Annotated in this window: 27 protein-coding genes; 12 read left to right on the top strand and 15 right to left on the bottom strand. The window is 42.2% G+C overall.

Features of this window, described 5'->3' with window-relative positions:
* Positions 1 to 17: 17 nt before the first annotated feature.
* The 5 genes from N7U62_RS05380 to N7U62_RS05360 all read left to right on the top strand — a co-directional run bounded on the left by N7U62_RS05380 (position 18) and on the right by N7U62_RS05360 (position 5,701).
* Complete coding sequence (locus N7U62_RS05380) at positions 18 to 2,372, top strand: transglycosylase domain-containing protein (RefSeq protein WP_264136868.1); 2,355 nt, start codon at positions 18 to 20, stop codon at positions 2,370 to 2,372.
* A gap of 620 nt (positions 2,373 to 2,992) precedes the next feature.
* On the top strand, positions 2,993 to 3,634 hold the full coding sequence (locus tag N7U62_RS05375) for a hypothetical protein (protein ID WP_264136867.1): 642 nt from the start codon (positions 2,993 to 2,995) through the stop codon (positions 3,632 to 3,634).
* 266 nt (positions 3,635 to 3,900) lie between these two features.
* Positions 3,901 to 4,191 (top strand): tyrosine-type recombinase/integrase, encoded by a 291-nt coding sequence (locus N7U62_RS05370; RefSeq protein ID WP_264136866.1) that lies wholly within the window; start codon positions 3,901 to 3,903, stop codon positions 4,189 to 4,191.
* 91 nt (positions 4,192 to 4,282) lie between these two features.
* The gene (locus N7U62_RS05365; protein ID WP_264136865.1) at positions 4,283 to 5,116 is read left to right on the top strand and encodes a sterol desaturase family protein; all 834 of its coding nucleotides are present in this window, start codon (positions 4,283 to 4,285) and stop codon (positions 5,114 to 5,116) included.
* Positions 5,117 to 5,275: 159 nt separating this feature from the next.
* Positions 5,276 to 5,701 (top strand): hypothetical protein, encoded by a 426-nt coding sequence (locus tag N7U62_RS05360; protein ID WP_264136864.1) that lies wholly within the window; start codon positions 5,276 to 5,278, stop codon positions 5,699 to 5,701.
* 939 nt (positions 5,702 to 6,640) lie between these two features.
* On the opposite strand, the gene N7U62_RS05355 is transcribed toward N7U62_RS05360, so the two are convergent.
* The 9 genes from N7U62_RS05355 to N7U62_RS05315 form a co-directional block, all read right to left on the bottom strand.
* On the bottom strand, positions 6,641 to 6,769 hold the full coding sequence (locus N7U62_RS05355) for a hypothetical protein (protein WP_264136863.1): 129 nt from the start codon (positions 6,767 to 6,769) through the stop codon (positions 6,641 to 6,643).
* 2 nt (positions 6,770 to 6,771) lie between these two features.
* On the bottom strand, positions 6,772 to 7,158 hold the full coding sequence (locus N7U62_RS05350) for a DUF2147 domain-containing protein (protein ID WP_264136862.1): 387 nt from the start codon (positions 7,156 to 7,158) through the stop codon (positions 6,772 to 6,774).
* Positions 7,159 to 7,234: 76 nt separating this feature from the next.
* A complete protein-coding gene (locus N7U62_RS05345) occupies positions 7,235 to 8,356 on the bottom strand; it encodes an ABC transporter permease (protein ID WP_264136861.1) in 1,122 nt (373 codons plus the stop codon).
* Entirely contained in the window at positions 8,353 to 9,456 is a 1,104-nt protein-coding gene (locus tag N7U62_RS05340; RefSeq protein ID WP_264136860.1) for an ABC transporter permease, read from the bottom strand. The genes N7U62_RS05345 and N7U62_RS05340 overlap by 4 nt, the downstream gene beginning before the upstream one ends.
* A 2-nt stretch (positions 9,457 to 9,458) precedes the next feature.
* The gene (locus tag N7U62_RS05335; protein ID WP_264136859.1) at positions 9,459 to 10,205 is read right to left on the bottom strand and encodes an ABC transporter ATP-binding protein; all 747 of its coding nucleotides are present in this window, start codon (positions 10,203 to 10,205) and stop codon (positions 9,459 to 9,461) included.
* Positions 10,198 to 11,106 carry an ABC transporter ATP-binding protein gene (locus tag N7U62_RS05330; protein ID WP_264136858.1) on the bottom strand — a complete coding sequence of 303 codons (909 nt, stop codon included), beginning with the start codon at positions 11,104 to 11,106 and terminating at the stop codon, positions 10,198 to 10,200. Before N7U62_RS05330 ends, N7U62_RS05335 begins: the two co-directional genes overlap by 8 nt.
* Complete coding sequence (locus tag N7U62_RS05325; RefSeq protein ID WP_264136857.1) at positions 11,103 to 12,017, bottom strand: HlyD family secretion protein; 915 nt, start codon at positions 12,015 to 12,017, stop codon at positions 11,103 to 11,105. Before N7U62_RS05325 ends, N7U62_RS05330 begins: the two co-directional genes overlap by 4 nt.
* Position 12,018: 1 nt before the next feature.
* Positions 12,019 to 13,182, bottom strand: coding sequence for a TolC family protein (locus N7U62_RS05320; RefSeq protein ID WP_507172382.1), 1,164 nt, complete (start codon positions 13,180 to 13,182; stop codon positions 12,019 to 12,021).
* A 165-nt stretch (positions 13,183 to 13,347) separates the two neighbouring features.
* The gene (locus tag N7U62_RS05315) at positions 13,348 to 13,953 is read right to left on the bottom strand and encodes a TetR/AcrR family transcriptional regulator (RefSeq protein WP_264136855.1); all 606 of its coding nucleotides are present in this window, start codon (positions 13,951 to 13,953) and stop codon (positions 13,348 to 13,350) included.
* Positions 13,954 to 14,263: 310 nt separating this feature from the next.
* Here N7U62_RS05315 and N7U62_RS05310 point away from each other — a divergent pair, with 310 nt between their 5' ends.
* On the top strand, positions 14,264 to 14,725 hold the full coding sequence (locus N7U62_RS05310; RefSeq protein WP_264136854.1) for a hypothetical protein: 462 nt from the start codon (positions 14,264 to 14,266) through the stop codon (positions 14,723 to 14,725).
* A gap of 92 nt (positions 14,726 to 14,817) precedes the next feature.
* Here N7U62_RS05310 and N7U62_RS05305 read toward each other — a convergent pair whose 3' ends face one another.
* The 5 genes from N7U62_RS05305 to N7U62_RS05285 all read right to left on the bottom strand — a co-directional run bounded on the left by N7U62_RS05305 (position 14,818) and on the right by N7U62_RS05285 (position 20,242).
* Complete coding sequence (locus N7U62_RS05305; RefSeq protein WP_264136853.1) at positions 14,818 to 17,217, bottom strand: leucine-rich repeat domain-containing protein; 2,400 nt, start codon at positions 17,215 to 17,217, stop codon at positions 14,818 to 14,820.
* Between the two features lie 13 nt (positions 17,218 to 17,230).
* Positions 17,231 to 18,067 carry a hypothetical protein gene (locus tag N7U62_RS05300; RefSeq protein WP_264136852.1) on the bottom strand — a complete coding sequence of 279 codons (837 nt, stop codon included), beginning with the start codon at positions 18,065 to 18,067 and terminating at the stop codon, positions 17,231 to 17,233.
* Positions 18,064 to 18,606, bottom strand: coding sequence for a hypothetical protein (locus tag N7U62_RS05295; RefSeq protein WP_404818031.1), 543 nt, complete (start codon positions 18,604 to 18,606; stop codon positions 18,064 to 18,066). The genes N7U62_RS05300 and N7U62_RS05295 overlap by 4 nt, the downstream gene beginning before the upstream one ends.
* A gap of 60 nt (positions 18,607 to 18,666) precedes the next feature.
* The gene (locus N7U62_RS05290) at positions 18,667 to 19,188 is read right to left on the bottom strand and encodes a hypothetical protein (RefSeq protein ID WP_264136850.1); all 522 of its coding nucleotides are present in this window, start codon (positions 19,186 to 19,188) and stop codon (positions 18,667 to 18,669) included.
* Positions 19,189 to 19,528: 340 nt separating this feature from the next.
* Entirely contained in the window at positions 19,529 to 20,242 is a 714-nt protein-coding gene (locus tag N7U62_RS05285; protein ID WP_264136849.1) for an SDR family oxidoreductase, read from the bottom strand.
* 277 nt (positions 20,243 to 20,519) lie between these two features.
* Here N7U62_RS05285 and N7U62_RS05280 point away from each other — a divergent pair, with 277 nt between their 5' ends.
* From N7U62_RS05280 to leuB, 6 genes are all read left to right on the top strand, one after another.
* Positions 20,520 to 20,918, top strand: a complete 399-nt coding sequence (locus N7U62_RS05280; RefSeq protein WP_264136848.1) for a group III truncated hemoglobin — start codon at positions 20,520 to 20,522, stop codon at positions 20,916 to 20,918.
* A 198-nt stretch (positions 20,919 to 21,116) separates the two neighbouring features.
* On the top strand, positions 21,117 to 22,523 hold the full coding sequence (leuC, locus tag N7U62_RS05275) for a 3-isopropylmalate dehydratase large subunit (protein WP_264136847.1): 1,407 nt from the start codon (positions 21,117 to 21,119) through the stop codon (positions 22,521 to 22,523).
* A gap of 41 nt (positions 22,524 to 22,564) precedes the next feature.
* Complete coding sequence (locus N7U62_RS05270; RefSeq protein WP_264136846.1) at positions 22,565 to 22,921, top strand: four helix bundle protein; 357 nt, start codon at positions 22,565 to 22,567, stop codon at positions 22,919 to 22,921.
* A gap of 43 nt (positions 22,922 to 22,964) precedes the next feature.
* A complete protein-coding gene (gene leuD / locus N7U62_RS05265) occupies positions 22,965 to 23,561 on the top strand; it encodes a 3-isopropylmalate dehydratase small subunit (protein ID WP_264136845.1) in 597 nt (198 codons plus the stop codon).
* Positions 23,562 to 23,625: 64 nt separating this feature from the next.
* Positions 23,626 to 25,146 carry a hydroxymethylglutaryl-CoA lyase-like TIM-barrel protein gene (locus N7U62_RS05260; protein ID WP_264136844.1) on the top strand — a complete coding sequence of 507 codons (1,521 nt, stop codon included), beginning with the start codon at positions 23,626 to 23,628 and terminating at the stop codon, positions 25,144 to 25,146.
* An 83-nt stretch (positions 25,147 to 25,229) separates the two neighbouring features.
* A complete protein-coding gene (gene leuB / locus N7U62_RS05255; RefSeq protein WP_264136843.1) occupies positions 25,230 to 26,285 on the top strand; it encodes a 3-isopropylmalate dehydrogenase in 1,056 nt (351 codons plus the stop codon).
* 132 nt (positions 26,286 to 26,417) lie between these two features.
* Here leuB and N7U62_RS05250 read toward each other — a convergent pair whose 3' ends face one another.
* Positions 26,418 to 26,825 carry a hypothetical protein gene (locus tag N7U62_RS05250; RefSeq protein WP_264136842.1) on the bottom strand — a complete coding sequence of 136 codons (408 nt, stop codon included), beginning with the start codon at positions 26,823 to 26,825 and terminating at the stop codon, positions 26,418 to 26,420.

Raw genomic sequence — 26,825 nt, 5'->3', positions numbered from 1 at the left:
TATACCCACTTGTACAGATGAGCGAAGAAAACAGTTCTGGTTGGAAAAGAATATTGCTTAAATGGTCATTGGCAGCTCTTTTAATAGGAGCCTCGCTGATCGTCCTTTTTATTGCTAGTGTTTATCTAGGTTTTTGGGGAGCATTGCCTAATGACAAGACCCTCGCCAATATTTCGCACAGCCAATCCACCCGAGTATTTGATCAGAACAATGAGCTCATCGGAAAGTATTACTTATTTGATCGTACTTCTGTTAAATATGAGGATCTGCCAGAGGATCTTATCCAGGCCCTTGTAGCTACTGAAGATTCCCGCTTTTATGAGCACAAGGGTATCGACTACCGTAGCTTGCTGCGTGTGTTGGTCAAGACCCTGATAATGGGAGATCGATCAGCAGGAGGGGGTAGTACGATCTCTCAGCAGCTGGCGAAAAACCTTTTCCCTCGAGAAGATCACAGCAAACTGGGCTTGGTGCTTTCCAAAATTAAAGAGGCGATTACCGCTACCCGATTAGAAGACATCTACAGCAAGGACGACATCCTGACCCTGTACTTAAACACCGTTTCCTTTCCTGACAATACCTTCGGGATCGAAAGTGCTTCCCGCAAGTTTTATAGCAAAAGCACTTCATCTCTCACGCTTCAAGAGGCAGCTACGCTAGTAGGAACCTTGAAGGCTACCTATACCTATAATCCGAGAATTCATCCAGATAAGAGCCATCAGAGAAGAAATGTAGTGCTTTCTCAAATGGTAAAATATGACTATTTGCATCCCGATGATTATGACCTGATCAAAGAAGAGTCTACACCAATCAAGTATGCCCAGGGAGCCAATCAACAAGAAACCGCTGCATATTTTCTCGAGCAGGTTCGACTGAAAGCCCGAACTCTAATAGAGAAACAAAAGAAAGAAGACGGTTCTCAATACAACCTTTATTCAGATGGACTGAAGATCTATACTACCCTTGACCTGGGGATTCAAAAGAAAGCTGAGGCAGCACTAGCCCGACATATGCCTACCATACAAAAGAGCTTTGAAAGCAACTGGGGTAATCAGGCTCCCTGGAAAGTGGACGCCACATTTGTGCAACATGTAATTCGAGAGAGTCAAGTATTCAAAAATCTACAAAAAGAGGGTCTGTCTGAAGCTGAAATCATGGAACAGCTTCAGGTTAAAAAGAACATGACCTTGTTTGATTGGTCCAAGGATAAGGAAGGAAGTTTTAGTAGCAAGGATAGCTTGCTGTACTATGCTAAAATGCTCAATGCAGGCTTTCTGGCCATGGATCCTAAAACGGGAGGGTTTAGGGCCTGGATCGGTGGAGTCAATCATGACTACTATAAATATGATCATGTCAATCAAGCCAAACGACAAGTAGGTTCTACTTTCAAACCCTTCGTATATGCTGCTGCTCTGGAGTCCGGGGTGGAACCCTGTGACAGGGTGTCGGGTAAAACCGTGACCTATACCAACTTTGACAATTGGACGCCCAGCAATGGTACGGATGAGTACGATGACAAATACCTGTCTATGCAGGCTGCCTTGACTAAATCCATTAACACCATCGCAGTGAAAATGATGGAGAAGGCTGGAGTAGATCGCGTGATGGAATTGGCTGAAGAAGCGGGTATAGAAAGTCAACTCCCTAGAGTGCCCTCATTGGCACTGGGGACTGCTTCGCTGACCATGAAAGAACTCGCTGAGGCTTATGGCATTTTTGTCAATCAGGGGCAAGGACTCACTGGATACATGATCGAACGGATAGAGGATGCCGATGGACAGGTGATATATCAACATGAGTTCCCCGAATCAAAAGATCAAGTCTTGAGTGACTATACTTATCAGGTGATGCAGCAGCTCCTGATGGCTGTCACTCAATCGGGAGGGACTGGCAGTAGGCTTAGGTGGAAGTATGGATTAGAAACTGATATTGCCGGTAAAACAGGAACTACTCAATCCAACCGTGATGGATGGTTCGTAGGTGCAACACCCAAATTGCTTACCGTCAGTTGGGTAGGAGCGGATGATTCTCGATTGCATTTCAAGGACACACAATATGGACAGGGGGCCAATTCTGCCTTGCCTATTTTCGGTTTGTTCTATCAATCGCTGATTTCAGATCCTAAGTATCGCTCCATTACCCAGGCTAAATTCCCAGCACCGGATGAAGAAGTCGTGAGTGACCTGGAATGTGAGGGGGTAGAAGAGGAGAACTTTATTCAGGGGCTGTTCAATAAAGAAGGGAAGCCAAAGGAGAAATCCTTCGATCAGGAAGACATTCAATTGGATTCCACAGAGGTAAAGGAGGAAGAGCCTGAAGAAGATCAGGGCTTATTCAAGAGGGTTAGAAAACTCTTTAAGAAGAAAGATTAACTATAGAAATGGGACATGCACTCAAGCCTGTCTGCTGTGGACTGGCCGGACAGGCTGGGATTTGCATTTATCGCTTAGATTCCTCCAGCGTACGAAATGACACAACGTTTGCTGATCTATTAACTAATAGCGTTCTGTCATCCCGACCTTAGGAGGGATCTAAAAAAGAGACACAGATCACGAAAAACAAGTGATATAGACCTTTCATGGGTTGCCATGTCGATACCTTAATCTTACCTATCAAAGGGACATTACCCGATCTGGCGCTCTTTCTCTGAAATCCCTGTAAAATACCATCCCCTATAGAGAATGTGCAATTCGACATAGAGAAATTACAAATAGGTATAAAGAAAGTACAAATAGTGGTAGAGAAATCAATATCCTATATAAAGAATGTACAAATCTGTATAAAGAAATTACAATTGTGTATGGAGAAATTACAATTTGATGTAGAGAAAATGCAATTCCATTCAGAATATGAGAGGGGTGAGGTGGATAAAATATGGGTTGTATCACCTAGGTTGGTGTAAAATGGCAGGATTTTAAAGTTTTTTGTCAGGATTTTAAAGTCAAAGTGGGTCACATTGGGTTTTTAATTATTCACTTAAATGATCTACACTATGGAACAAAACACGCTGAACAGCTATCAGATGGCCTTGTCTACACAAAGCTTTCTCGACACGAACAGCGAGACCTGGTCTGTGATCCCGATCATCAACATCTTTAAGAAGCGACTGGACGAACTGATCCAGGCGATGAAAGTACAGTTGAAAAAGGCGGGGGAGACGACCAAGGGACTCACCGAAAACAAAAATTTACTCAAACAACAAATCGCTACTAAAGTGTCCGTACTCTCCGGTTCGCTTTCTGCCTATGCGATGGTATCGGGCAATCAGGACCTGCACGAAAATGCCTACCTGACCAAGTCGGATACGGTAAAGATGCGCGATTCTGAAATGCCTGAGCGATTGGGCTTCTTGATCGACTTGCTGACCGAGCATTTGCCAGCGCTGGCAGACTATGGGGTGACTGAGGCTCAGATCACTGACCTGTCGAGCTCTGTAGATGACTATCGCGAATTGATCGGTCTGCCAAGACTCAAAGGTACTGCCACTAACCTGGCCAAGAGAAACACCTACGAGCTGATGGACGATGTCTCTGAACTCTTTGAGGAGAAGATGGACAAAGTCATGATGCAGTTTAGATGGAGCAACCCCAACTTTTATGAGGGCTACCAAAGCGCCCGTACGATCGTAGGCTGATCCTGATCTAATAGACACTTGTAAAATCCCTGTTTGGTATGACCAGATAGGGATTTTTTTTGTACTTACCAGTCAAATAGGAAAGGGTGGGGGCGAGTTGAGAGAAATATCAAATGGATATACCCTTGAAGGCTTATCTAGCCGATCGGCAGTTTACTTCTTTTTGAAAAGATTCGAGAAGGAGTAATCATTTTATTAAACGTTTATAAACGTATATAAATGTTTATAAACATGCTTAAGTTAGTTATTCTCTCTGTATTTGCTTTATGAAAGCTAGCTCTTCAGATAAACAAGTAGCAGACAGCAGCAGGATATATCCCTCTACTATCATAGGAGCGATTGTACACAGAGTAGTAGCAAATCATGGCAGAAGACAGCAAAGGTTAACTCAACACACCTACTGGTATTCTTTTGCGACCCATTTACCAGAATCTGCTACGGATCTCAGATATATCCGGGTTTTGCCAGGGCACAATACTTCACGTAGCACTGAGATATACACACATGTGGCCCATTCGAATTTCGTGGGAATAAAAAATCCCTTAGATTTGGATTGATGCAGTGTGCATAACAGCCATAGCATTTACGAAATTGTTAGGTGCAAGTTGAAAAAAGATTACGTGATAATTAATCAAATATATTTAAACTATGGAGTTTCTAGATAAATTACTGGGTATTGACCCAAATTACATTGTTATTGGATTAATTGCCCTCTTCTTTTCTTTAGAACAGATAATGAAATCGCCATTCAATTTTCAGAAACGAATTAATCATCTATTTCAAAATTTACTATTTCAAATCATACTTGTTATCCTAAATATATTTTTTGTGACTTTTCAAATCTTTTCAATTGAATGGTTGAACAGTAATCATATCGGACTTTTATATTTGGTAGAACTACCCCTTTGGGCAAAACTTTTTATCTCTGTTGCCTTATATGATGTTACAGCATATTGGGTACATAGAGGTACGCATGCAATCCCTTTACTCTGGAGATTTCACAGGGTACATCATAGCGATACTACGATGGACTCTTCAACAGTTTTTAGATTTCACCCATTGGAATTAATATTAGTGTTTGGTATCGGAAATATAGTGACAGCTGCATTGTTTGGTACTGATGTACTTTCTATGGCTTTATATTATTTCTTTTTATATGTGTTTTTCTTTTTTGAACACGCGAATCTTAAATACCCAAAATGGCTGAATTCTACACTCGGATTGATTTTTGTAATGCCTGACCATCACAGAGTACATCATCAGCAAGACCAATTCTATACAGATTCAAACTATGCTGATATTTTTATTATTTGGGACAGAATATTTGGAACATTTAAAATGATGCCAGTAGAACAAATGAAATATGGATTAGTAGAATTTGAGGAAGATAAAAAACAGACATTCCTATATTTAATTAAAAGCCCTTTCATTAATATTAAGAGAATAACATCTAACAAAACAGATGAAAATAAAGCTGAATAAAACCAGCACCTAACAATGTATAAAAATAATAGCGGTTTAATCGAAAAAACGAAAGTGAAATATATAAATCAAACAACCGTTCTAAACGGAATGTCAAGTGCATAAAAACCCGCTACTATTCTTATACTAGACCGTTGTAGAGCATCAGCGGAACACACAATGAACGAACACAAAATCAAGAAATACTACATTACGCTAACAGTGGTGAATTTGGTGATCGCGCTGATTTTCACATTCCTACCGAGCGAATTGGAAATATCCGAACGGGTAAAAACAGCCGTACAAGTCAACATTGTATTTCATGGAGCATATCAAGGTATTAGCCGCTTTTTCATATGGGTATTCGAACTAATCAGTAAAGACAACCCGAATAATTTTACCTTTCATATTAAATTTTTCATTGGATTCGCATTTGTAATGATGATTCTCCCATTCTTGTCTGCGGTTTTCATATTTAAATCTGTAATCTTCGAACAAGAATATCAAAACTTGTTTAATCTCATTTTTCTTTCAGGAATGGTCCTTGGCGGGTATTCCATGAAGTCAAAATTTAAGGATAAACTAACTCCTAGAACTACTAGCTAACGACCTTCTGGAACTACATTCGAACCTCGCACAACGAAGAATTCTTCTGAACTAACGAAAGAAACGCTCTACAACATGGCGTGATAGTGCATGTGCGAACTGAGCATTTAGCCAGCTTCGGTGGAACGAACCCGTGCATCTGCCGGCGGAATTTACTTCTCTGCATATAGTGAGATCAGTTCGCCGCATCGGAAGATCGGCGGAATGCAGCTCTCACCGATTCACTAGTAGGTTCGACAGATTTTCACTACTTTGGCCGTATTATCAAACGACACGCACACGCACCATACGCAGGCGTTATCTACAAGTATATGAACGTGAAGAACAAGCTTTAATGAATACTATATTCGCAATTTTGAACAACCTGAATTATCGATCATTTTTCTACTTCATAATACCAATCTCAACTTTAACAGTCTGGCTATTAACACACTATCAGCTCCTAAGTCAGGATTTAGAAACAACGATTACATCAATCATCTCTCAACTTGCAGGAATATACATTATCGGAGCATTCTGGCTTTTAATCTATGTTCTATTTAAAGTAGGATCATCTGCGAACAAATTAATTGACCTCAATTCAATTACGACCAGCGAACATTTTAATACGAACAACTACTACAAAACCGTATTTGCAGCTTGGATCTTAGCTATGTTAATCCTAATGTTCGAACTCTTCTGAACGAAAAATGTAGATAACATGGCGTATAGATGCATGTGCGAACTGAGCATTTAGCCAGCTTCGGCGGAAAGAACCCGTGCATCTGCCGGCGGAAATGACTTTTCTACTTATAGTGAGATCAGTTCGCCGCACCGGAAGATCGGCGGAATGCAGCTCTCACCGATTCGCTAGTAGGTTCGGCAGATTTTCACTACTTTGGCTGTATTATCAAACGATACGCACACGCACCATACGCAGGCGTTGTATGCCATTGTCTTTCAAAATCTTGCTCCACGACCTTCAAATTCAATGGAGTAGTCTTCTGTAATCTCCCATTTTGTTTGGCTGATGGTCACCGAAGGAGCGGCAATAACAAAAACTAGGATGTTTATAAGTATAGCTTTCATTTTTAGTCTTTTTTGATCCAATAAAACGTTTTAGTCATAAAAAACTTCTTGCCTGTCACTTTCAATTTGCTGCTTTGTTCAAGTTGTATAGTGCCATCTAATTCCATATTTCGGGCTGCTGAGTTAATCGTACCGGTATACAGTTTTTCTTTGTCATCATACTTAAAACCATAAATAACCTTATGGCCGACAAACCCTTCCTCTTTTGATGAGATGATGATCCCCTCGTAGCTCCCATCAGACAACCGGGTCACTTCAATAACAGACTCATCCATTTCTTCTGCATACCATTTTCCGGTAATGTCTGGGCCGTTCTGAGCCATTACCTTTAACGAGAGCAGGGCTATGGCCACTCCCAATCCTATAATTACGATCCTTTTTGCTTTCATTTTCATTTCGTTTTATGTTCTCTATTTCATTTTGGTGTCCTTGTGGTCTAAATCTTGCCACGAAGGAACAAAGGCGCTAAGTGTGTTTTCTATAGTTAATGATTGCCCAGGTATTAAACACTGCGGCAAAACCTGCCATAATGAGAAAATGCCTTGTGACATGCTGAAATCCGCTCCCCTTCATGATGATCATCCTGACCACTTCAATGAAGTAGGTCACCGGATTGAACTGGGCGATCACCCTGGCCCATGGTGGCATGCTTTCCACTGATGTAAACAAGCCGCTCATCAATAGAAAGATCATCATCAGAAAGAAGGCTAGTGACATGGCTTGCTGCTGCGTCTGGGAATAGGTGGAAACCAGCAGCCCAATGCCCAGCACCGCAACCAGGTAGAGTGCCAGGTAGCCATACAAAAGTGCCAAACTGCCTACTGGGACAATCCCATAAATGAGCCTGGCAACAAGGAACAACCCGAGCGTAAAAACAAAAATGCCTATGACCCAGAAAGGAATGAGTTTGCCCAATATGAAATGGTGTTTCCTGATCGGGGTAACGTTGATCTGCTCAATAGTTCCTACCTCTTTTTCCTTAACAATATTTAGTGCACACATGTAAGCTCCTACCATCGTTACCAATACCACCAGGATGCCCGGCACCATGAAAAACTGATAATTCAGCAGCGGATTGAACCAGTTGATGGCCTGGGCTTCTATCACAGTGCTTTTTGCCGGCATGCCCTTTTGGAACCACTCCAAACGGATTTCCTCATTGAAACTGCTGATGACACTAGCTAGGTATCCTCCTCCCACATTGGCTTTGGTACCGTTAATGGCATTGATGGCAAGAAATAGTTGCTCATGATTTTCCCTGACGAGGTTACGTTCAAAACCAGGAGGAATCTCCAGTACCACATCGGCCACATCGGATTCCAGATAGCCAAATCCCTTGTCCATGCTGTTGTTGTAATCCACCAAAACGAAGTATCCGGATGCGGTGATCTTGTTGACCAAATCCCTGGAATAAGTAGAGTGATCGTGATCGACTACCACTACATTGATGTTTTTGATCTCGAAATCAGCCGCCAATGGTAATATGGCTAACTGAATCACTGGAATAGCCAGGATCATCCTGAGTAGGGTCGGATTTCGGAAAATTTGTTTGAATTCCTTCTGAAGTAAAAACGAAAGTACTCTCATGACAATCTGATTTTAAATTTTTTAATACTGACAAACAGTAGAAAAGCGGTCATACCGGTTAGGATCAGGGTTTCTTTCCAGATGGCTGAAAAGCCCAGCCCTTTGATCATCACATCTTTCACGATGATGTAATACCATTTGGATGGGACAACATTAGCGACTAGCTGAAGAGGCCATGGCATGTTTTCCAAAGGGAAAAGAAAGCCGGTAAACATCATGGTCGGGAGCAGCATTCCCATTAGGGATATGAGCATGGCTGCCTGCTGAGAATCAGTAGAATTTGAAATGAGCAGCCCCAATGAAAGGGCAGTCATGATCAAAAGGATGCTTACAGCGAAAAGTAATGCGATGCTGCCGTTGATTGGCATATCAAGCAGATACACACTTAGAAACAGGATGACCGACAGGTTGACAATGGAAAGTAACAAATACGGCACAGCTTTGGCGATGATTACCATGAATGGATTAAAGGGCGAGACCAGCAATATTTCCATGGTACCACTTTCTTTTTCCTTAACGATGGAAACTGAGGTCATCAGCACACAAATAAGCAACAAGACCAGTGCCATCACACCCGGGACAAAATTAGTAGTGCCTTTGAGTTCCGGATTGTAAATGTTTCGGGTATCTATCGCGATACTGTGATCAGGCCTACCTGTGGCCAGCTCCTGTCGAAAATCCCTGATGATCGTATTGGCATGGTTCACCAGCGTGGTAGCGGTGTTGGGATCTGTCGCATCAGCAATGAGTTGTATGGAAGCCCGGTTTTCATGAATGAGGTCATTTTCAAAGTCTGCCGGGAAGATAAGTGCCATTTTCACTTTCCCTTCTTTAAAAGCTTCCTCGATTTCTTTCGTCCCCAGGATCGACTCTTCCAACTTGAAGCTGCTATTCGTCCTGAATTTCTCAATGATCTTCTGGGTGGCTTCATCCTTAGAATAGTCCACTACCACCAGGCTGGCATCCTTGATTTCATTCGTGAGTGCAAAGCCGAAAAGAATGATCTGCACAATCGGCAGTCCGAACAAAAGCAGCAGTGTTTTCTGATCCCTGAAAACGTGCTTGAACTCTTTTTTGATAAATGTGAATAGTTGCCTCATAGTTAGTCTCCTTTTCGTTTAGCTCCCCTTGCCAGCTCATAGAAAACCTGATCCATTGACTCGGCGTGGTAGTGCTTTTTCAGATTGGCGGGGGTGTCCAGTGCTTTGATGTAGCCATCCACCATCATGGAAATACGGTTGCAATACTCCGCTTCGTCCATGTAGTGCGTAGTGACAAAAACCGTAATGCCGCTATCGGATGCTTCGTAGATCTGATCCCAAAATTGTCGTCTGGTCATAGGGTCAACGCCACCAGTCGGCTCATCCAGAAAGACAATTTGTGGATTGTGAAAGATGGCAACCGAAAATGCGAGCTTCTGCTTCCAGCCAAGGGGTAAGTCACTTACTAGTTTATTCTTTTGACCTTCCAGTCCAATGCGCTCCAGCATTTGCGCCATCTTTGCTTTGATCTCTTTTCTGGAAAGGCCATAAATGCCTCCAAAAAATCGGATATTTTCCATCACGGTCAGGTCTTCATACAAAGAGAACTTCTGGCTCATGTACCCTATGTTCTCCTTGATCTTTTCGGTCTGCTTGTACACATCAAACCCTGCTACTTTTCCCTTTCCACTGCTGGGAACGGAGAGCCCGCATAGCATACGCATGGCCGTTGTTTTGCCTGCACCATTGGCTCCTAGGAAGCCAAAGATTTCACCCTTTTTCACTTGGAACGTGATCTCATTTGTGGCTACAAAGTCCCCGAACCGTTTAGTAAGCTTATTCGTTTCTATGACAATTTCTTCACTCATCTCTCATCAGGTTTATAAAACAGTCTTCAATTGTAGGTTTGATGGTTTTCATCTCCGAGCCTTCCATATTCAAGCTTGCCAGGACTTTTTCCGAATCAATGCCATCATCAGACAGGGTTATGTGATGGTATTCGCCAAAGGCATTGGCACTCTGGATAATCTGGCTATTCCTCAGGGACTTTAGCAATCGGCTCATATCCGGTGACTTGATCGCATAGAGAGGTTTAGGGTACTGATCCACAATCTTTTCCGGTGTATCAATGGAGAGTATTTCGCCATTCTGGATTAATGCAATTTTTTCGCATAGACTCGCTTCGTCCATGTACGGAGTGGAAACCAGAATGGTAATTCCTTGCTGCTTCAAACCTTTTAACATCTCCCAGAATTCTTTTCTTGAAACCGCATCTACACCTGTCGTAGGCTCATCTAAAAATAGGACGGTGGGTTTGTGAATCAGCGCGCAGCAAAGGGCGAGCTTCTGCTTCATTCCACCGGAAAGCTTGCCCGCCCTCCGGTTCTTGAAAGGTTCGATCTGCACGTAGATATCTTTGATCAGGTCATAATTCTGCTCAAGGGTGGTGTTGAAAATAGTTGCAAAGAAGTTCAGGTTTTCTTCTACCGAAAGGTCTTGGTACAGTGAGAACCTACCTGGCATATACCCGACCTGTTTCCTGATTTCTTTGTAGTCCCGGACGACATCAAGGCCATTGACACTGGCATTTCCACTATCCGCCAGCAGCAACGTGGTAAGGATGCGGAACAGCGTGGTTTTCCCAGCTCCATCCGGGCCAATCAGGCCAAAGAGTTCCCCTTCTTCCACTTCAAAGCTGATCTCGTTCAAAGCAGGAGTTCCCTCTTTGACAAAGGCTTTGGAAACATGATCGATGATAACGTGCTTCATGACTCGGTATCAAACGTCACTTCTCCGTACATGCCGATTTTGTAAGAGCCGTTATTCTTTACCCTTATTTTGACTGCATACACCTTATTTGCCCGCTCGTTTTTGGTTTGCACACTTTTAGGGGTAAACTCGGCCTTTTCGCTGATCCAGTAGATGGTTCCTGCATCCTCTTTGTACCCGCCATTCCCATCATCGGTATAAACGGAAACCTTCTGGTTTAACTTCACTTGTGCAAACTGGTCTCCCGAGATGTACGCTTTCAAGGTCAGCTCACTCAGGTCGGCTATCCGGTAGAGTGGCTGACCCGGACCAACCTGCTCATAAGGTTCCGCATAGACAGACAATACCGTTCCATTTACAGGATTGATTATTTTGCTTTTGGCGATCTTGTCCTCCATCTGCAGGATCTGAGCTTCCAATGGGCCAATCTCCTGATCCAGACTCCTCGAGTTATTGACAAGGGATGTCCTAAGTCCGGTAATATTACCGTTGATAATATTGATCTGCGCGTCCACATCATCCAATTGCTTTGGGGTAGCTGCATCGGATTTGAGCAGGTTTTCGATTCGTGCTTTTTCCTTCCTAGCGGCTTTTAACTGCTCATTGAGCGCCACAAGTTGTGATGCAATGTCCGGCTTCCGGCTCAGCACTGCTTTGATTTGAGCTTCCAGTTGCGCTTTGGTCAGCGCAAGCTGGGTAGTATCGATATACCCTAGATACTGGTTTGAGGGTAATTCTTGTCCTTCATCTACTTTGAAAGAAAGTAACTTTCCCGATGCTTCTGAAGAAATAATTGTTTCGTCTGCTTCGAAAGTACCTGTTGCATCAAATTCGTGTCCATTGTTTGTACATGATGACCAAAGTACGCTAAGCAGCAAAATACATATTGGATTTTTAAGTGGATGTTTCATTTTAGTTTCCGGATGTTAGTTTGTAATCATTTTTAAGTTTCATTAGCTCGATCTGATGAAGTGTGAGGTTTTGTCGTGCCTCATCAGAATCGATCACTACAGTCTTGTACTCGGAGGCGGTGATGACCCCATGCTCCAACTGGCCTTTGGAGGAATTCACAATACCTTCCCTCAAGGCAATAATCTCCTTGTCCTTTTCAATCAGTTTTTCGACTTTCACAATCTGTACGTCTTGGTTGGCCATAGTCAGCCGTGTATTAAAAAGGAAAGTTTCTCGCTCAGATTCCAATATGCTTTTATTGATTGAAAAGAGCTGTCTTTGTCCTTTGGTAGTGTAATAATTGGAAAGGTTCCATGACAGCCTCAGCCCACCGATATAATATGGCTCAAAATCATTGCTTAGAAAGTTCAGTGCGGGTCTTCCAAAACCGCTTTGCATGAACAGGCTGAACTGAGGTAGATTCGTTTTGCTGAGCAAGCCATCTTGAAGGGCAATGGACTGCATTTTATTAGTGTAGATTGAGAGCTCCGGTCGGTTGATTTTTGAGGCCAGCACGGTTGGAGCGGGGACAATTAATTCGAAATCGCTATTTAATTCCTGATTGACAAAAAGGCCCAGCATTTTTAAGTACCCGTCTCTTGTTGATTCCTTTTCGATGATCCGCTGATCGATGGTGATCAATTGCGCTTTGAGCACATCGGCACTGCTTTTTAATGAAGTTCCGTACTTTACAGAGGCCTCTACCCGGGATATTCCTGCTTGAAGATCCTGTTTGGTCAGCTCGCTTTGCCTGAGCTGGTTCTGAATCAGTAATACCCCGAAAAACAAATCACTCACCCGCTGTTTGATGGCGTAGAGCTTAGCCTCCAATTCAGCCTTGCTTACTTGCCCATCAGCCTCAATGATTTTTTTCTGCTGGTTGATGACGGCCAATCCTGTCAACGGTTGGACGACCTCCCCATAGAGTTGATACTGGTCTTGACTTAATGGGGCAACTCCCATCGCCTCACCTCCAGGAACCTGGGTTACGTCAGACTGATAAGTGGCCTGCCCTGCAATGCTTAATTGCGGAAGCTTTCCCTTTTGAGCATTTGCTATAGAATACTCGGTTGATTGGCTAATCAACCCGTATTGGGCAATTTGTGGGTAATTCCTCTCTGCCATTGAAAGGCAACTGTCAAGCGATAGACTCTGTCCGGACAATGAGTGACTCCACGTGCTGATCAGGAGCAATAGCCAAAATGTTATCTGTTTTGTTATGTTTATTATTTTCATCGTTTGTTTTAAAAGTATGTTTTAAACATTTGATTAATCAATGGATAAAAAATTTTACTTCAACATCTGCATGATCCACATCGGGATTAGCTTTTTTCGTTCTTCCATCATTTTGTTGAACACGGCATTGTCTATTCCGGTAACCATTCGCATCATGGGTTTGCCCACGAACGGGAAGAGGGTTAGACTCATCAAATTCATCATAATGTGTATTGGATTGAGCCCCTTCACCCTTTCTTCCCCGATTTGCTCAACCAATTGCGTGTAGATATAAAAGTCCTGCAAGCGTTTCCCTTCGATAATTTTCAGAAAAAACTCCTCGGGCCTTGACCGCAACTCATTCAGCAGGAAGTTTGGAATATCAGGGTTGGATTTGATCTTATCGATGTACCTGGATGCAATCAATTCAAACTTTTGCTCCAAAGTTGTACGCTCGTCCTGAAAAATGCTGAAGATACTTTTCATGAACATCGACATCACTTCCATCATGATCTTGTTGAAAAGTAGCTCCTTGCTTCGATAGTAATAATTGAGTAAAGCTAGGTTAATACCAGCCTTCTCGGCAATATCCCTTGTTTTGGTAGCTGCAAATCCATTTTTCGTAAAAAGGGATTTTGCCGCCTCTTTGATCTTTTCTTCCGCTGTAGAATCTTGTGCCATTTAGAATAGTTTCGCCAAACTTACAAATACTAAACGAATGATTTAAACATTTGTTTAATTTTATCTAAAAAAAACTGATTAACGCATTAAAAATGAAGTTACGGCATACAACAAACGATATAGCACATGCCTCTTCTGAGTTACTTGATATTGAAATGTGAAACCAATAGTTTACCGATATTTGAATGTCCAGAGGCACGTGCCATATCTGGTCGTTACCACACATACTCTCCAACCTATGAACAGGAACTTTATAGTCTTATTTCTCTTCCTAACAACCCTTTTTGGCTGTAAAACTAGTCAAACAACAATGCTGATATCAGACAGCTATAACGAAGAGAAAAATGTAACATCCTTAACGCTATTTCCATACGGTAACATCGACATTCCAGGGAAATGGACGAAAACGAATTACAACGAAACGAGCAGGCAGCACTATTTTAAGAACGCAGACTCAACATCCATTGCTGTAGCGCTCAACCCAGTGAACAAGTATCCATTCCATCATGACAGTTTAACGAATCAACAATGGGTAGATAAATTCTATTTGTGGGATTCTGAATACTACTTGAATCAAGGTTATACAACCGAAATACTGGACACTAAGGAATCTGGAGACTTTATAATTTGGAAAATTACCGGTAAAAATGTTAATACTATATTCCTTTTTGGACGCAAGAACGAATATGCCTTGAGCTATGCAGTTAATACGGACAATCTAACTGATGAACAGCGGATTAATTTTCTGACTGAATTATTCAACCTAAACTAAACGTGTGGTAACAGGTGATATAGCGACTGGCCAAACTGCCTATTTGATCTTTCTGTGCAATCCTATCAATCTGCCCAATTCAAGATAAAGAATCAATAATAAATCACATTCACTTCTGGATGTTCTGCCTTGTATTCGTCAATCAAGTAGGCAATGATGCGCGTGTTGTTGCAGATCAGTGTTTGGAGATTTCTTAGTTCACTCAGTCTGCCTAGTCGCCATACTTTGGTACTGCTGATGTCAAGCTTTTCCAGATTGTAGATTTCTGAAATGCCTTTGAGGTTGGAGATGCCTGTTCCGGAGCAATTGAGTTCTACGAGTGAGCGCAATCCTTCCAAATCTTTTAGGTCACTCACAGCGGTGCTGGATACATTCAATTTTTCGAGTTGCTGAAAGTAGGAGATACCCGATAGACTCTCAAGGGGACCTTTGGTGCAAGTCAGCTCTCGTAAGCCTGTATGCATGGTCAGATCCTGTAGATTGGAGATATTGACTTGATCTAGATTCAGTTGTTTCAAATTGATGAATACGGAGAGTGGTTCGAGAGAAGATATATGCAATCCCGATACACTCATCGATTCTCTTTCGATCAACTGATGCAAATGATAACTGTCTACCTTTTCTAAATCAAACAAGGATTTCCAGTCTGAACTGAGTTCATTCCACCATTTCTCAAGTCTATCGCTTTGATAAATAATGACCGTTTTAGGGTTGGACTGAAGATACTTAGCAATAGCGGATTCATCCACGTAGCTACGATCCAGATTGACCATCTTCAATTGGTCCAAAAATGAAAGCGCGCCAATATTGACAATTTCTGATTGAGGAATGGATAAATACTCCAGCTTTTCATTTTGATCCAGGCCATCTGTACTTTGAACGGGTAGTCCTTCTCCCGTGAGCGAAGTAAGGTCTTTCATGCCACTGGTGTAGCTAAAGTTTTTGAATGAATTGCCAGACACGTCCAGGTACTTGATTCTATTGAATTTTTTCAGTGGTGAGCTATCTGCTAAGCCTTTGCCTGACAAGTCCAGTGAGTCAGTATTCAACAGTTGAATGATTTCTTCTTTTCCAGGCTCTTCTACTTCAATTTTTTGGGTAAGGATTTTCTTCCAATCCGCAGACAAACTGCCCCACCAATTCATGACTTGAGCACTTTGGGTCACTACCAATGTTTTGGGCTTTTTTGCCATAAAGGAGGATGCCTCTTCCTGACTTATCTTAGTATAGTCGGCATATACTTTCTTTAGCTTAGGAGCGGTTAACAGGGCTTTGAGCTCGCTGATGTCTGTTTGGTTGATATTGAGTAGCTCCAGGCTTGGATGGCTTTCCAATCCATCCAGATCAGTGATAGCTGTCTCAGATACGTCCAGGGTTTTGAGTTGTGAAAATAACTGAAACACATGTAGATCTGCCAGTGAGGTTTTCGATAGATTAGCTTCCTTTAGGGCCTTGTGACCAGACAGAAAACCCGCATCATTGAATCTGGATTCTGAGAGATTCACGCTCTCTAAAGTGTTGAATTGCTGGATGGGTTTGAAATCTCTGATATGGGTATCAATCAAACGTAGATGTTTGAGCGATTTCATTTTTTCAATTCCCTGAAGGTTCATAAGGGGAGTCTTGGACAGATCCAATGTCTCTAAACTCTCAAAATATTCAAGCGTCGATACGTCGTTGATTTTGGAGTTGTTGGCTTTTAGGGTTTGAAGGTTTCTCGAATAGCGAAGTGGGCTGATGTCGGTGATTTCGGTATGACTGATGTCTAGATATTTCAGATCCCTCAGTGCTGCCAGGGGTTCAATATTCAATATCAAAGCATTGCCAGACAGGTTGAGACTGTCAATACTAGAGATTTGTTTGAGTACCCGGAAGTCGGCACTGTCGAAAGTGACATACTCTCTGAAAACCTGAATCCAGCCATAGGAGAGGGACTCCCACCATACTTCCAGCTCCTTTTCTCTGCTGACTTTGGTATGGTATACACTGGCGATTTTAAGGTCTCCAGATGCCTCATCAGCATTCACCTCTATGAATCGCTGTTGTGCATTGGTGTAGGGTTCATTGTCTAATGTGGTCGCTTCGATTAGGCTTTCGAAGGTGACCAAATAATAGGTCGAAGCACCTTCTTGCTTTTGCTCGACCTGGATGTCGTTGAAATCAAATACGATGTCCTTGAAGAAAAAATCGACATCTCTCAAGTAGGCCGCCACATCTTTGTTAGTGATGACTTTCCTATTGTGAATCAGATCGTCTTCTATCTGGACTTGTGGACTGCTAAAGACTTTTTTGTAGCTCTCGGTGATGATGACTTCCTTGTCGCGGGTATTGCTTCGGGCCGAACCAATGTTGTTGAGCATGTATTCGTAAAACTGAACCAGACTTCTAACTTCGGCATAGCGCGAAGTATCTGGTTCCTGCATGCTGATACCAGCATAGGCCCACGATGGATTGAAAATCAAGAAAAGAGTTCCTATCAAAAGAACTCTCATTAAATCATACCTTTTAGCCTTTACCATAGATATAATCCTTCATTTGTTTGGTTTCATTTTCCGAATTTAAAGGAACCAGACTCGATATGAGCCATCCTGAATTGTATCCAGTTCTATTAAAATAGGAGAGAGAAAAATAATAGCCTTCGATAGCAAAGAAGTGCAATTGCATGTCATTTACCGTGACGAATTTCAGATTACCAGTGTTCAATTCATATAAGAAAATGGACAAATAATCTGGTTCGAAATCATTCGCTGTGTATTGCTCTGAATGTTTGTTGTCCTTGAGCGCCTTTTTTAGAGTCATGAACTCTAACTCATGACTCATCGGGTGAATAAAAGCTTTGCTTTCAGTGGTGTCTTTGTCAAAACGCCCATTGATGAAATCAAACATGACATCCTCGATGATCCATTCATAGCCCTGTCCATATGCTTGTAGTCGCATGAAGAGCAAGCCTGAAACTTCCTGTCCTCGATAGTTAAAGGTAGTTCTCACCTCGGCAACCCAGTCATCCTGATGAAAATCCAGAAACTCTGGGTTTTTCTTATCGGTGATTTGCTTAACGAAGTTTTCGGTCTCCTTAGGATCGTACTGACCTGTCTCTGTATCAAACAGTACAGGCATGTACTTTCTCCTCAGAGAGGTGGATCTAAACTCCTTATCTTTTTCATAATAGCGATTGCCGTCGGTGCTTTCCTCGCCATTGAATCTTCTGAAAAACTGATTGACTTGCTTCGTCGAAGCTTTGAGTTGGGCTTCTGTTTCTTGCATATCATTGGTGAGCCTCATTTGACCCACCAATGGTTGTATGCATAGTACGCTCAGTACCAATACTACTAATATTCTCATGCAGAAGTCTCAGTTACTCGAATGTCTCCCAACATTACATCCCAGAATTCGATCACTCTACCCGCAATCTGCGTTTCTTTTTTCTTCACGTAAATGGTGATGTCCTTTTTGGTCGTATCCTTATAGTTCAGCGTATTATCAGCGGTAGTACCTTCAAACCTCTGATAAATGGTGATTACCCCGACATAGGAGCCATCGGGCTGTCTTTCCAAGTCACTGACATAGTGAATGTCGTACCATTGGATTTTTACCTTGTCATAGTTGAGGGCCATCAGGTGCTCGAAGTACTCACGGACCTTGTAGTAAGTGATCTCTTCGCTGCTCAATGAGGAAACGCCCATTTCACTTCCCGGAGCAAAAAGCTCTTCTGCTCTGTCCATTACGCGCTGCGCCTCTGAGAAAGGAGTGTCCTTACTTCCAATCAGGGAAATGTATTTACTCAAATCCTTAACTTTCTCTAAAGCCAAAGAGTCAATGGCTTGTTTTCTTCCAGGATCTACATCGTTCTGAGCCATGGCCACAGAACCCGTCAATAGCATCAGGGATACTAAAGTATATTTTAGATAATTCATGTCTTTTTCTATTGTGGATTCAATAATTTATTTCTTCAACACCAATTCTTTGATCAGGCCACTTTCGTCGTAGATGATTTCTTCTACCTCTGCCTTGTCGTTTTTGGTATCCTTCAGATAGTTGAGATACTTATTGATGGTAGTGGGTTCGTCATAGCTTGGTTGAGAACCATCGTGATATATTACTATCAAAACAGGAGCGTCTGTATCACTGAACATATCCAAAGCTTCTGCGATGCTGGCATTGGCAGACGAAGTGGAACTCGCGTTGGCAATCGCTCCGAAATAATTGTTTAGCTGTTGTTCTTTAGAGAGTTTTTTAGGAGTAGGTGCGGTTTCTTCTACTTCTTCCATGGGCTCTATCGGTTCTTCTTCCGATTCGTCTACAGGGTTATTCATGGAGTTGGGTTCTGCCGTAGAAGTAGCCACAGGTTCAGCTCCTTTGCTTTTCTTTTTGAATAGTTTCTTATTACAGGATGAAAAACTGACCATCAAAGCCAACAATAATAGGATGGACCAATTTTTAGAAATACAGGTGTGTCTTTTCATTTTCTTTCTTTTTCCGTGATTGAATCAAAGATAGTTTTTGTTCTATCAAATTGTTGTCAGTGAACTTAACAAATAGCGTTCCAAACTTGAAATAAATTCACAGCCGTAGCAAGTCTCTTATAATAAAACCTTTATCAAGAGATGCTGTGAAGGGAACGGATGGAGGAGAGAATGAGGCTGTATCAAAAGGTTTAATAAAAAGGGTTTGTCACATTGAGCATAGTCGCCCACCTGCCGGACGGCCAGGAAATGTACCTTTGAAAGGTATAGTTAATGTTTCGACTTGGCTCAACAAGACAAAGAAAGACTTTTAAGACAGCCTCATTCTCATTTTGATAATTTATTTCTTAGGTGGTTGACTCGGTCTTACTTCGATTTTGGATGGAAGTGTACGAGGGTCCAACCTTAGTACATCTACTACCATTTGCCCCAGGTCTTCTATCTGGATTTTCCAGTCATCAGAGGCATCAGGCGTGTTGCCATTGAAATAGGTAGCCACAGATCCCGGCATGATAGTACTGACATTGATTCCCTCATGCCTTAGGTCCAACATCATGGCTTGAGTAAATCCTACCAAACCAAACTTACTTGCATTGTAGGCACTGCCTTTTGCAAAGAAATTGGCTCCTGCCAGGCTAGCAATGGTGAAAATGTATCCCTTAGTTTCTTTAAGAGAAGGAACAGTAGCTCTCACTGTATTGAATACCCCAGTAAGGTTGATGTCGAGTGTATCTTTCCATTGCTCATCCGATAGTTCAGTTACAGAACCGAAGTGGCCCACACCAGCATTGGCTATGACCACATCCAGCTGTCCCCATTGCTCTAAAATCTTGTCATTAGCAGCTTTCATGGCTGCACTGTCTCGCACATCTGCCACTATACCGATGATGTCTCCAGTTGACTTTAGCTTGTTTACTGCTGCGTCTACACCTTCTTGATTTCGTCCGGTGATAGCTACTTTCATGCCTGCTTTGAGCATAGCTTCTGCTATTCCATATCCTATACCTTTGGTTCCTCCGGTGATTAATGCTGTTTTATTATTGATTTCTCTCATGTGATGTTTTTACATTTTTGTTTGTATATACATTCGAATGTGAAGTTAAAAGGTTTGATAGTTTTTTGACCAAAATTGCTTCTAGTATTGGTTTGACTTGCTCTTTGAGCTTGAAATGTAGTTCTTTATTTAACCCACCTCTGTTTCTTCTCCCAAGAGGAGAGTAAAAGTTCATTTCAAGCTCAAAACATTCATTGTAAATCAAACTGAGGCTTCTAGTTGGTCTGTAATGATGTAGGTCATTTTTTACTTGAGGACATAGTCGTAAGTTTGCTCCATGAAATCCGATATTTCAAATAGACAAGATGTAGAGTTACTAGTCAACACCTTTTATGACCGTGTAAGACAACACGAAAGATTGGGGCCTATATTTAATACCGTAATAGAGGATTGGCCTGCACATCTGGTACAGCTGTCGGATTTTTGGGAGAGTACCTTGTTTCAGGTGCAGAAATACAAGGGCAATCCTATGCGCGCTCATCTGCAAGTAGACGCTCGTTTCGATCATAGTATAGAACAGGCCCATTTTGGGAACTGGTTGGAGTTATGGTTTCAGACATTGGATGACCTGTTTGAAGGAGAGGTGGCGCTTCTTGCCAAAGAAAGAGCCAGGAATGTGGCACACATGACCTTCATGAGATTGCATCAGGCCAGGCAAGGAAAATTGATAAGATAAGTAAAAACTTGTTTACGAATTTTTCATCTGATTGAGATCAACTTTGTGAAATTTTCAATTTGATTCAAGATATTCATCTTCCTGTCAAGGAAACTCCTCTAATATCTGATAATTTCTTACCTTTGCGCTTCCATTTTGAGCGAAAATTCGTTCCGCTCGAATGAAGCATGATTAAAAACATAAATAATAGATATAATTATGGGTAATACGTTGTTTGACAAAGTGTGGGATAAGCACGTAGTTAAGAAAATAGAAGGAGGGCCAGACGTACTGTTCATAGACAGACACATGGTGCATGAAGTAACAAGTCCTGTTGCTTTCTTAGGATTGAAGAATAGAGGGTTGAAAGTGCTCCACCCGGAGAAAACTTTCGCTACTGCGGATCATAACACACCTACTATCAACCAACATTTACCTGTAGAGGATCCATTGTCTGCTAGCCAGTTGAAGGCCCTTGAGCAGAATGCCAATGAGCACGGAATCTCTCACTGGGGTCTGGGTCATGAGAAAAACGGAATTGTACACGTAGTAGGACCAGAGTATGGTATTACTCAGCCTGGTGCAACTATCGTTTGTGGTGACTCACACACTTCTACACATGGTGCTTTTGGAGCCATTGCCTTTGGTATTGGTACTTCAGAGGTAGAGATGGTTTTGTCCTCTCAGTGCATCATGCAGCCAAAGCCTAAAAGAATGCGCATCAAAGTGAATGGGTCTCTTCAAAAAGGAGTGGTTCCTAAGGATGTGGCACTTTACATTATTTCGAAATTGACTACTTCGGGTGCTACAGGGTACTTTGTAGAGTATGCAGGTCAGGTGTTCGAAGAAATGAGCATGGAAGGTCGTATGACGGTTTGTAACCTAAGTATCGAGATGGGTGCTCGTGGGGGCATGATTGCTCCTGACGAAAAGACTTTTGAGTACGTGAAAGGCCGTGAATTTACTCCGAAAGGAGCAGATTGGGATAAGGCTATGGAGTACTGGAAGACATTGAAGACTGACGATGATGCCGAATTCGATTTAGAATACGAATATGATGCGGCAGACATCGAGCCTATGATTACCTATGGTACTAACCCTGGTATGGGTATGGGTATCAGTAACAGCATTCCTCAGGCGAAAGAAGGAGACAGCGGAAAAGCTACATATGAAAAGTCTTTGGGATACATGAACTTCAACCAGGGAGATTCTATGATCGGCAAACCTATCGATTATGTGTTTCTGGGAAGTTGCACCAATGGTAGAATTGAGGATTTCAGGGCTTTTGCATCTATCGTAAAAGGTAAGAAAAAAGCTGACCATGTTACGGCTTGGTTGGTGCCAGGATCTCACAAAGTAGAAGCGGCCATTAAAGAAGAAGGTATTCTAGATATACTAACTGAAGCTGGTTTTGAATTAAGAGAGCCAGGTTGTTCTGCTTGTTTGGCCATGAATGACGATAAAGTACCTGCTGGTAAATTGGCAGTGAGTACCTCTAACAGAAACTTCGAAGGGAGACAAGGCCCGGGATCAAGAACGCTATTGGCTAGTCCATTAGTAGCAGCAGCTTCTGCAGTGGCAGGTGTTGTAGCTGATCCGCGCGAGTTGATGGTGGAGATGGCGTAGTTCCATTGAGCTGAACGCTATACGCTAAACGCTTTGCGCTGGTGAGGGATTATAGAAAATATAAGGTTTGGGAAATGGGACACGAATTGACACTGTCAATTTATCGAATTACTCAAAGTTTTCCAGATTCCGAAAAGTATAGTGTAATAAGCCAAATGCAGAGAGCTGCCTACTCAATCCCTTCGAATATAGCGGAAGGCTGTGGAAGGGATAGTAATGCAGAGTTTGTGCGATTTTTAGTGATCGCCAGAGGATCAGCTACGGAGCTTGAGTATTTTTTACTATTGAGTAAAGAATTAAACTACTTAGGTACCGATCAGTATGAAGCTCTCTTTGACAAAGTCAATCAGACTAAAAGAAGTCTGAATAATTTAATTGAGAAAGTAAAAAGCGTATAGCGCTAGGCGATAAGCGGAAAGCCTATACACAAATGCAAATAAGATGGCATACGATAAATTTGAAATATTGACAAGTACGGCGGTTCCATTGCCAATAGAAAATGTGGATACTGACCAAATCATTCCAGCTAGATTCCTAAAAGCTACTGAGCGAAAGGGGTTTGGTGACAACTTGTTCAGAGATTGGAGATACAATTCTGATGAAACACCTAAGAAGGATTTCGTATTGAATAACCCAACCTATAGCGGTAAGATCCTGGTAGGAGGTAAGAACTTCGGTTCTGGTTCTTCCAGAGAGCATGCTGCCTGGGCCGTATATGATTACGGATTCAGATGTGTGATTTCAAGTTTCTTTGCAGATATCTTCAAAAACAACTGTTTGAACATTGGTGTCTTACCAGCTCAAATCAGTCCTGAATTTTTGGATAAAATTTTCAAAGCGATCGAAGCAGATCCAAACACAGAGATCAAAGTAGATCTTCCATCACAGACTGTTACTTTGTTGGCTACTGGTGATTCCGAGGAATTCGAGATCAACTCTTACAAAAAAGGCAACATGCTGAACGGCTTTGATGACATAGATTATCTACAAAACATCAAAGGTGATATCGTAGAGTTCGAAAAGACTTTACCACTTTAATAAAATCATAGCGCAATCCCTGCTTGTCAGGGATTGTTTGCTTCCATCGACTGAATATCCTTTCATGCCTCAATATGTCGAGATATTAGATACGACGCTTCGCGATGGCGAACAAACCTCTGGTGTATCCTTTACCGAAAGTGAAAAACTTCGTGTCGCTCAAATGCTTCTTTCCGAGCTCAAAGTAGACCGTATAGAAGTGGCTTCTGCACGTGTATCCGATGGTGAGTTTCGATCTGCCAAGGTGATTCTGGACTGGGCCAATGCCAACGGTTTTGGGCAAGCGGTCGAGATTCTTGGGTTTGTGGATGGAGACATTTCCCTCAAATGGATCGAAAAAGCGGGTGGGCATGTCATCAACCTGCTTTGCAAAGGATCCAAAAAACACTGCGAAAAGCAGCTCAAAAAGACTTTAGATCAACACCTGGCAGATATCGCTAACACAGTTTCGATTGCCAACGAAATGGGCATTACTGTGAACGTATATCTGGAGGATTGGTCCAATGGTATCAAGGACTCTGAAGACTATGTCATTGATATGGTCAAGGGATTGGAAAAAATGAATATCAACCGCATCATGTTGCCTGATACGCTGGGCATGCTCAATCATAAGCAGACCACAGCGTATTGCAGTATTATGACGAGCAACTTCCCCGATATGAAGTTCGATTTTCATGCGCACAACGATTATGATTTGTCAGTAGCCAATGTCTATAGCGCATTGGAATGTGGCTTCTCAGGTGTGCATACGACATTGAATGGTTTAGGAGAGAGAGCGGGGAATGTTCCTTTGTCCAGTGTGATTGGAATCGTAAAGGATCACCTCAACTACGACATGAAAGTGGACGAGTCCAAGCTTTACAAAACCTGTAAACTGGTAGAGTCATTTTCAGGTCTTCGAATCCCGGCAAACAAACCTTTGATAGGGGAGTTTGTGTTCACGCAGACGAGTGGGATTCATGCTGACGGTGACAACAAGGACAACCTGTATCATAACAGTATCAACCCTGAGCGATTTGGTCGTACCTATTCATATGCCTTGGGTAAGATGTCTGGTAAGGCCAGCATCAAAAAGAATTTGGATGAATTAGGAATCCAATTGAGTCCGGAAGAAACCAAAAAAGTAACTGCCAAAATCATCGAGCTGGGAGATAAAAAGGAGTCGATTTCTAAAGAGGACCTTCCTTTTATCATTAAGGATGTTTTGGGCTCACAGATCGTAGATCCATCCATTAAGATCAAAAACTATTCACTGTCAGTTGCACAGGGATTGAAGTCTATGGCCACCCTTTGTATAGAGGTGAATGGAAAAGACTATGAAAAGACGGCTGCTGGAGACGGACAGTACGATGCTTTTATGAATTCTCTGAACCTGATCTATGAAGAACTAGGGAAGGAGCTGCCTAAACTGGTGGACTATGAGGTGCAGATTCCTCCGGGGGGAGAAACCGATGCTTTGGTGATTACAACCATCACCTGGCAGAGTGAGAAACGCTTCAAAACCCGTGGGTTAGATTCTGACCAAACAGTGGCTGCCATCAAGGCGACCATCAAAATGTTGAACATAATAGAAAATAATATATAAGTCGAGAGACGTGAGTCAGGAGTCGAGAGATGATCGGCTGGCTTGATTTCGAATCTCAAATCTAAAATATCAAATCAAAGAAGATGGACTTTAAAATAGGCGTATTGGCCGGTGATGGTATCGGACCAGAAATAGTAGAGCAGGCGATCAAAGTAATGGATGCAGTGGCATCTAAATATGGTCATACATTCAACTACACTGAGGCATTGGTTGGTGCTATTGCGATTGACAAAACAGGTAACCCTTATCCAGATGAAACACATCAGGTGTGTTTGGATTCTGATGCTGTACTATTTGGTGCGATTGGTGATCCTAAATACGACAACAACCCTGCGGCTAAAGTAAGACCTGAGCAAGGACTACTGGGCATGAGAAAGAAACTGGGTCTATATGCTAACATCAGACCTGTGGCAACTTTCCCATCGTTGATCGATAAGTCTCCTTTGAGAAAAGACATCGTACAGGATGTAGACTTGGTGGTTATCAGAGAATTGACTGGCGGGATTTATTTCGGTGCTAGAGGTAGATCAGAGGATCAAACTGAAGCCTTTGATACTTGCTACTATACCACTGAAGAAGTAGAAAGAATCCTTGAGTTGGCCTATGTATATGCTGGCAAAAGAAACAAGAAAGTAACTGTGGTAGACAAGGCCAATGTATTGGCTTCATCTAGACTTTGGAGAGAGGTAGCACAGCGAATTGAAAAGACTCATACTGATATCGAGACTGACTACATGTTGGTAGATAATGCTGCGATGCAGTTGATCCAGTGGCCAAAGAAATTTGACGTGATGGTGACTGAAAACATGTTCGGTGACATCCTGTCTGATGAGGCTTCTGTCATTACAGGATCTATGGGCTTGTTGCCATCTGCTTCTATTGGTAGAGAAACTTCTGTTTTCGAGCCTATACACGGTTCTTACCCTCAGGCAGCTGGCAAAGACATCGCTAACCCATTGGCTACTGTGCTTTCAGCAGCTATGTTGCTAGAGTCTTTGGATCTATTGGAAGAAGCGCAAGCAGTGAAAGACGTAGTTAACAAATCAATCGAAGAAGGATATGTAACTGTAGATATCGCTGGAGAAGCCACTTCATACAAAACATCGGAAGTAGGAGATTGGTTGGCTAAGAACATCTAATCAGGAACTACTAATAAAATTTGAAGCCCCAACTTTCTCTGAGAGTTGGGGCTTTTATTTTGATAATATAATGAAAAAGAAAAGGGCTGGAAAAACTTCCAGCCCTTTTACTATTAGCTTTATTAATATCAATTAATAATTGTCTGCATTGCTCCAGTTCATGAGATAACGAATCTCTAAATCCAGACCGCTGATGACTTGTCTCAGGTGCATCTTCTCTGGTCCCAGGAAGACTATTTCGAAATCAAATACCTGACTGCTACCACCTACTTCCGTTAGAGTTAGGCTTGTTTCGGTAGAGGTCCATGTACCGTGGAACAGCACGTCGTTGGAATCAACTAGGATGAAGGTCCCGTCACGTTCCAAAGTGAAGCGTTCTAGAATGTAACTTCCTTGCGTCTGTCCATTCACAAAGTATTCAGCTACCTCCCAATCACCATATGGCATGTTCTTAGCTGCAGTGAATTCTTCCGGATCGGTGCAGGAGAAGGCCGATAACACCAACCCAAGCACGATTATATGTTTAAATAATTTATTCAT

It is taken from the genome of Reichenbachiella ulvae, assembly GCF_025833875.1.
Lineage (GTDB): Bacteria > Bacteroidota > Bacteroidia > Cytophagales > Cyclobacteriaceae > Reichenbachiella > Reichenbachiella ulvae.
Note: the sequence above shows the minus strand (reverse complement) of the source record. Positions and strands in the feature narration are given on the sequence as shown.